This window comes from Mesorhizobium sp. WSM4310, assembly GCF_007003935.1.
Taxonomy (GTDB): domain Bacteria; phylum Pseudomonadota; class Alphaproteobacteria; order Rhizobiales; family Rhizobiaceae; genus Mesorhizobium.
This window is the reverse complement of the sequence record NZ_VFTA01000058.1, coordinates 22,019-28,641: the sequence shown is the minus strand read 5'-3', so window position 1 is coordinate 28,641 and position 6,623 is coordinate 22,019. Positions and strand designations below refer to the sequence as shown.

Below are 6,623 nucleotides of genomic sequence, written 5' to 3'. Positions count from 1 at the left end.
CAACGCCTTCGCCATGGGCGGTACGAACGCAGTTCTGGCATTCAGGCAGGTGTAGAAGCCATGCAAGACGCCTCATTCGAGGTCACCTGTCGTATCTAGCTGCTTGAGGGGCGGGGCATTGTGATACAGGGAGGGCTGTGGGGTCCCTCCTTCTCGGCCTCGACGATGTGGGAGGAGCCTGTGCGGCGAAACGGGCTAGACGCCCCCAGGCCCAGAACTTGGGCGAAACCAACTCCCACCAAAGCACAGCCGCTTTAGTAGCCGAACAATGAAGCCTCGCTCGACGAGCCGCCGCCTCTACTGTCAGCGGCATCACGCGGTTGAAGCGAACAGCGCAGCGGCTACTGTTTCCCGCACAACTCGGACGGCAATTGGGACAAGTCCGCACATGTCGTCACGTAAGCTGAACGCCGCAGGTACAGCCAAATTGGGGGCGGGGCGTTTCTGCCGTTTTGATAGAATTCTATCAAACTGACAATTTTCCTTGCACGAATGCAAGGAGAGCTCGATTGACTCCCCTCCTTTCTTGTCAAGGATGGGTTTGCAGGCTGCGGTGCGGCAGAAGCCGGACAGAACGGCGACCGGTCGAGTAAAGGCCTGCGCAAACAAGCGCGCATATTGCGGGCGCCCGCACGGAGGAGAAGACGCTCGTCCTGGTGAAAGACAACGATGCTCAGGCGCCATTGCCATTTGCCGAGGGGGTCCGCGCGCCGGAAATTTCGAAGCAACAAAGGTGAGATCGAGAATGATGATGGCGAAATACAACACAGCTCACCGTCCAGTGCAGTTCTACCGGCGGGTGGCGGAGTGGGATGGGCTGCCAAATGGAACGTAAAAAGATCAGCAAGGAGATGCTTGGCGATAGTCAGGCGCTGCGCAAGCTGCGTGAGCACCTTGTCAAGGTGGCCAAGGCGAAGACTACGGTCCTGTTGCGAGGTGAATCCGGAACCGGCAAGGAGCTGGTTGCCAAAGCCATTCACGAGCTCTCGCCTCGCGCCAAGCAGCCCTTCATCAAGGTCAATTGCGCGGCGCTCACCGAGACGCTTCTGGAATCTGACTTGTTCGGTCATGAGAAGGGTGCCTTCACCGACGCGAGCAGTTTGCGCAAGGGGCGCTTTGAGGCTGCCGACAAAGGCACATTGTTTCTGGACGAGATTGGCGAAATATCAGGTTCGTTCCAGGCTAAGCTGCTGCGTGTCCTGCAGGAGCAGGAGTTTGAGCGCGTCGGCAGCAACCACACCATTAAAGTTGATGTTCGCGTGATTGCCGCAACGAACAGGGACTTGGAAACGGCAGTTCAACGCAAGGAGTTCCGGCAAGACCTCTATTATCGCATCAACGTCGTCACTTTACGCGTGCCGGCATTGCGCGAAAGGCGAGGTGATATTCCGCTCTTGGCCGCTCAGTTTCTCAAGAATTTCAATACTGAGAATGATCACACGCTGACCTTCGCTCCCGAAGCGATTGAGGTGCTAATGAACTGCGAATTTCCAGGTAACATCCGAGAGCTCGAAAACTGCGTTCAACGGACGGCAGTTCTGGCGACGGGTCCATCAATCCTCAGAACTGACTTTGCCTGTTACGCGGATCAGTGCTTGGCCGCGGCGCTGTGGAAGAACGGACAGCCGACGTCAGAGAAGTCGACTACGATCGAGCCTTCCGCCGCCTGTGCCGCCCCGCCCGTCGGCGACGGGCAAGCGCCGATAGGCCCTGCCACGACTCGTGGTAGGGTGCCCGATGCCGATACGGTCATTGCTGCCATGGAAAAGTGTGGCTGGGTGCAGGCAAAGGCGGCGCGCCTGCTCGGTTTGACCCCGCGCCAGATCGGCTACGTGCTGAGAAAACGCGGTATCGAGATCAAGCGTCTCTGAAACAACCCGCCGAGCAAGAGCTGGAGCAGGTCAAGCATTGGTGCTCTGGCGCCGAGCCCATCGGCCAGGCTTACGAAGTGGGTGTGAACAGCGCTGCCAAGATTCCGGCCGTGTGCTTTCTACCACCAGTCGTACTGGGGCTCTGCGACTGACAAACTAAAAAGGAGTAATCCTCTGGCGGGACCTGGTCGATACATTAGCTGATGGCTTACCGCTCGATATCACGCAATCTGAGATGGGCATGAAAGTGAGTTCGACCGCTGGACAGTTGCCGACTTCGTCAGGTATTGGCCCCTGCGACCGGTTGATCTCCGATATCCAAATTCTTGGAAGTTGGTCGAGACGAAACTGTCGCCCCGGCTCGTGACCGACCGCGCGCCCGGCAAGATCGAGTTACAAAGTTGCCGAGGCAGTTTGATGTGCGTTCCTGCATCACTGTACGGGACACGACCTGACGGGAGACTATGATGCGTAGCCAAAAAGAAAAGATGCTCGCAGGCGAGTTTTACAATGCGGCGGATCCGGAGATCCAAGCTGACCTGTTGGCAACCGGGGCTTGGCTCAAGCGGTACAATGATACGCTGGGGCAGACCACGGGGCATTGGCATGAGCTTTTGTCCGAGCGGCTGGGAGAGGTTGGGCGCGGAACGGTCATCCGTCCGCCCTTTTTTTGCGACTACGGATTCAATATCCGCATTGGAGCCAATGCCTACATCAACTTCAACTGCGTTATTCTTGACGTGGTAGAGGTCAAAATCGGGCAAGGAACGGCAATTGGGCCTGCTGTGCAGATTTATACCGCCGATCATCCACATGATGCCGAGCAGCGGCAGGCCGGCCTGCAGGTCGGGCGTCCTGTTCACATTGGCAGCCGTGTCTGGATCGGCGGTGGAGCAATCATTCTGCCTGGCGTCACGATTGGTGATAATGCAGTGGTAGGCGCTGGCTGCGTGGTCACACGAGATGTTCCCGCCGGGGCAAAGGTAGTGGGAATTCCTGCTCGCGTGGCCGACCCACATAAACAGGCATAATCAACCTCGTTGACCCTGGAGGTGCATGCGAACTGTCGAAACTGTGCCGAATTTTTGTCGAAGCCATTGAGCGCTGCATATGTTGTCGCGACTCGGGCGCTTCAGTTCTTTTGCCACGGGGGTCACAAGATCATGTGCGTAATGCCGCCGCAACGTGCTCACGTCCCGCAGCAGCGGACCCTTTCACATGGCCCAACGAATTCAGAGCCTACGTTGTGCTGCCACTAGCATTACTGCTCACGAATGTATTCCCAACTGAGTTTTCGCCCTTGGAGGCAAGCAGCGACTCACCAGCAATCGCCGGCCATTAATCCTGGCTAGCATCGACCCCGACGAGGCGAGCCGCGGCGTTGCGGATCGGCATGTCGATGACCGTGATTGCGCCTTCGGCAAGGAAACGACGTTCGTTTCTGGTCAGCGTAGCCGAATCGATCACCGCAAAATGTGGGCCAGTGGAGCGCTTCATCAGCTGTCTGGCATATGTGCGCAGCATCTGATCGTTGAAGCGGCAGCCCACGAAGAAAAAACCCCGGTTGACGCGCCGTTGCTTCACCGCGTCCGGGATCGGCGTCTGGATATCAATTTCGGTTAGGACTTCGACGTAATCGGAATCAGCCACGAGGAAGTTTGCCGCCGGCCTGACGCTGCCGTGCGGCGCATAGAGCACCGTCCTAGCCACTTGTTCGGCCTCGAGTTCTGTTCCTGACAAATCGTAAGTTCTCGTCCAGATGTTACCGATTCCGGTCGCGCGCGTCGTTCCTTGTATCTCGACAACGTCTGTTTGGCCGGCCTCTGCAAGGGCTGCTCGCATGGCGCCATCGTACCAGCTGTCGATGATGACAGACAGTTGAAGGGTTGCGAGCCAGGCGTGAAGAACGGTCGGCTCGGCGGGGGCTGCGAATATCTCCGCCATCCACGCTTGGAGAGTCCGACGATGTCGGCGCTGCTCGATAAACTGCGCGACCGACCACATATTGGTGCGAATCCTGGAAGGGGCAGGCGCCCGCTTGTTGAGGGCCGCGGCGACATCTTCAGGGGTGCAAGGTACAGGGGATTCCGGTGGGTTAAGCTGCAGAAGACCAGGACCGAGATAGGGGATCACTCGATCGGCCTTGAGAGCGCCGTTCAGCAGGTCAATCAGTTTTTTGGCAAAACTGCCCCGGACGACGACGAGATGGTCCCAGCTCAGCATCGTGTTCATACGCGTTTCCTCTCCGCCACTGAACCCACCGGCATCAGGCCCCGTCGGAAATCTTCATCGCCTCGACGGTGATCGGCAAACGCGTGTCGCGCGGAAGGTCGGGCAGCATGAGCCGCCAACCGTTCCTGAGCGTCACGGTCCCGCCCCATAAGTCAGCGTTCTCAATCTCGGTGATCGGCTCTTCGAGATCCTTCTTGGGGACATAAGCCGACAAGCCAGTAGCGGTCCTGCGAATCATTACTTTCATCCGGCTGTTCCCCCGTTGGAAATGCCTTCAGCTCCGCAGGGAACCTCGACTTTGTCGAGGCTAATGAGTTCGCGCGCTCGCATGCCGACGACCGTGCCACGATCGATCCATTCGACCGCATAGATGAAGAATTGCTGGAGAAAGGTTCCAATGTCGCGCACGTAGCCTTCGTCGCCCTTCCGCACGAGGTTTTCGCCGATCTCCTTGCCGGGATAGGTGCCGTCGTTTTTTATGTGGCGTATCGCACGGACCCGCTCACCCTGCATGAACCGTGGCGGTCTGCCGATTTCGACCTCCTGTTCGCGTCTGGACCACATGCTGTCCATTCCTTTCTCGAGGCTTTTGTTGTGGTCGCGGGTTGCAGGCGTCGTCGTGCGGCGAACCCGACCGTTTCGGTAGGAATCAAGCGGGAACGCAGGTTTTCGGTACCGGACAGACCGACACGCATTGCTGCGTATCGAAGGCCTCCTTGCATTCGGTGCACTTGTTTGGATCGATCACATAGGCGTCGCCCTTGAACTTGATCGCTTCCGAAGGACATTCGAACTCGCAGGCCCCGCATTGGGTACATTGGGATGCGATGATCTTTAAAGCCATTCTAACTCCTGGTTATCGGACGAGACGGCTCAGGCCGTCGCCGCTAGTGGTCTGATCCCAAACTCTGCCGCGTAAAGTGCGCTGACTGCGGTCTCGATGTAGTCATGGCCATAGGCGTCGGTTACGCGCAGTCCAACTCGCGAGAGTTGTTCCTTCGGGCGATTTCCGATCTTGGCGCATAGCACTATGTGTATGCCTTCGAGCGCTGCGATGACGCCCTCGAGGATGGCGTCTTCGCCCCCGCCTCCGAGGCAATACCGCTCGACCTTCCGATGCCCGACCAAGCTGATCCCTCTAGGCGAGACTTCATAAACCTGGAATTCCTTCGCGTGGCCGAAGTGTTCGTTGACCCGTCCACCTCCCTTAGTGGCCACCGCAACCAGAAGCGACTTTTCGGAGTCTGTTGCCTTGACCATACCGATGGCCTCGCTCCTCGCCGCCTCATGATCACGGCGCTCGTGTGCGACCACCTGCCGATAGGCCTGACGCTTGCCAGCATCGTAGGCGACATCGTCGGGAATACCGTCCAGCGTGAATTCCTGGCCACGATCTTCACCGAGCAGGCCGACAGCATCTGCCCGGCACTGCCGGCAGTGGCGCATCAACTTGGCGCCACCTTCAAGTCGATCCTGAAGAGCCATCATCTCCGTTGCCGTTGGGCCGCGCTGCCCGATGAGTCCGTAGTGGGTACCGTGCGCCGGGTCCGAAATCAGAGGCATCACGTTGTGCAGAAACGCGCCCCGCTCCCTGACCATTTTGTTCACCTCAAACAGGTGCTGGTCGTTCACTCCAGGAATCATCACCGAGTTGATTTTGGTGAGGATGCCGCGCGCGCTCAGCATCTCCAGGCCCAGCATCTGCCGCGCGTGCAAGATTCGAGCGGCTTCGATGCCGAAGTAGCGGCGATTTTCATAAAAGATCCATGGATAGATCTTCGCGCCGACTTCCGGGTCGACCATGTTGATGGTGATCGTCACGTGATCAACATTCATTTCGGCAAGCTCGGCGACATGGTCCGGCAGCACGAGCCCATTAGTGGAGACGCACAGCTTTATGTCGGGGATTTCCCTGATGACGCGGTCGAACGTTGCCTTCGTTTTCTCCCAATCGTAACAGGCATCCCCCGGCCCAGCGATGCCAAGAACCGAAAGCTGCGGAACTTTGTTGGCAACGGCGATGACCTTGCGTAGCGCTTGGTCGGGCGTCAACTTCTCAGACACAACACCAGGCCGGCTCTCGTTGGCGCAATCGTATTTGCGATTGCAATAGTTGCACTGGACATTGCAAGCCGGCGCGACCGCCACATGCATACGCGCGAAATAATGATGCGCTTCCTCCGAAAAGCAGGGGTGATCCTTGATCCTTTCCCAAATAGCCGGATCCTCTTCGCCCGGGCTGGTCGGCGACGAGCCGTAGGAAGACGATGCGCAGCCACCGGATTTCGCGGCTGCCAGAAGACCCTCGGATGTCGTGCTAGTCGGCCCCTCAATCGAAACTGTCGGTGAGGACATCAAACGGCTCCGTTGCTGGTAACGTCGCGGTTCAAGGTGCAAGAGCCATACCAACTGAAAAAAGCGGCTTCAGTTCACTATTCGGGTCGATATCGCATTGTGTCAGGCCGGCGCGACACAATTTTGTCCTGCTTGCGACAGTGCAAGTCCAAATCCGTTCAGAAG

6 protein-coding genes and 1 pseudogene are annotated in these 6,623 nt (G+C 58.0%); 2 read left to right on the top strand and 5 right to left on the bottom strand.

The window, feature by feature from the left end; genetic code table 11:
* Nucleotides 1-827: 827 nt before the first annotated feature.
* Nucleotides 828-1,871: pseudogene (nifA, locus tag FJV80_RS32760) on the top strand (nif-specific transcriptional activator NifA); the annotation flags it as partial.
* Between the two features lie 464 nt (nt 1,872-2,335).
* The gene (locus tag FJV80_RS32755; RefSeq protein ID WP_024505228.1) at nt 2,336-2,902 is read left to right on the top strand and encodes a sugar O-acetyltransferase; all 567 of its coding nucleotides are present in this window, start codon (nt 2,336-2,338) and stop codon (nt 2,900-2,902) included.
* Nucleotides 2,903-3,209: 307 nt separating this feature from the next.
* Here FJV80_RS32755 and FJV80_RS32750 read toward each other — a convergent pair whose 3' ends face one another.
* From FJV80_RS32750 to nifB, 5 genes are all read right to left on the bottom strand, one after another.
* Complete coding sequence (locus FJV80_RS32750) at nt 3,210-4,103, bottom strand: SIR2 family protein (RefSeq protein ID WP_024505229.1); 894 nt, start codon at nt 4,101-4,103, stop codon at nt 3,210-3,212.
* A 34-nt stretch (nt 4,104-4,137) separates the two neighbouring features.
* A complete protein-coding gene (gene nifT, locus FJV80_RS32745) occupies nt 4,138-4,350 on the bottom strand; it encodes a putative nitrogen fixation protein NifT (RefSeq protein ID WP_024505230.1) in 213 nt (70 codons plus the stop codon).
* Nucleotides 4,347-4,667 carry a nitrogen fixation protein NifZ gene (locus FJV80_RS32740; protein ID WP_024505231.1) on the bottom strand — a complete coding sequence of 107 codons (321 nt, stop codon included), beginning with the start codon at nt 4,665-4,667 and terminating at the stop codon, nt 4,347-4,349. The genes nifT and FJV80_RS32740 overlap by 4 nt, the downstream gene beginning before the upstream one ends.
* Nucleotides 4,668-4,752: 85 nt before the next feature.
* Nucleotides 4,753-4,947, bottom strand: coding sequence for a 4Fe-4S binding protein (locus FJV80_RS32735; RefSeq protein WP_024505232.1), 195 nt, complete (start codon nt 4,945-4,947; stop codon nt 4,753-4,755).
* A 29-nt stretch (nt 4,948-4,976) separates the two neighbouring features.
* Entirely contained in the window at nt 4,977-6,458 is a 1,482-nt protein-coding gene (gene nifB / locus FJV80_RS32730) for a nitrogenase cofactor biosynthesis protein NifB (RefSeq protein ID WP_063169393.1), read from the bottom strand.
* Between the last annotated feature and the right edge of the window lie 165 nt (nt 6,459-6,623).

Coding starts and splice junctions, on each gene's coding strand:
- nifB (WP_063169393.1), bottom strand. CDS start 6,458: ATGTCCTCACCGACAGTTTCGATTGAGGGGCCGACTAGCACGACATCC.
- FJV80_RS32735 (WP_024505232.1), bottom strand. CDS start 4,947: ATGGCTTTAAAGATCATCGCATCCCAATGTACCCAATGCGGGGCCTGC.
- FJV80_RS32755 (WP_024505228.1), top strand. CDS start 2,336: ATGATGCGTAGCCAAAAAGAAAAGATGCTCGCAGGCGAGTTTTACAAT.
- nifT (WP_024505230.1), bottom strand. CDS start 4,350: ATGAAAGTAATGATTCGCAGGACCGCTACTGGCTTGTCGGCTTATGTC.
- FJV80_RS32740 (WP_024505231.1), bottom strand. CDS start 4,667: ATGTGGTCCAGACGCGAACAGGAGGTCGAAATCGGCAGACCGCCACGG.
- FJV80_RS32750 (WP_024505229.1), bottom strand. CDS start 4,103: ATGAACACGATGCTGAGCTGGGACCATCTCGTCGTCGTCCGGGGCAGT.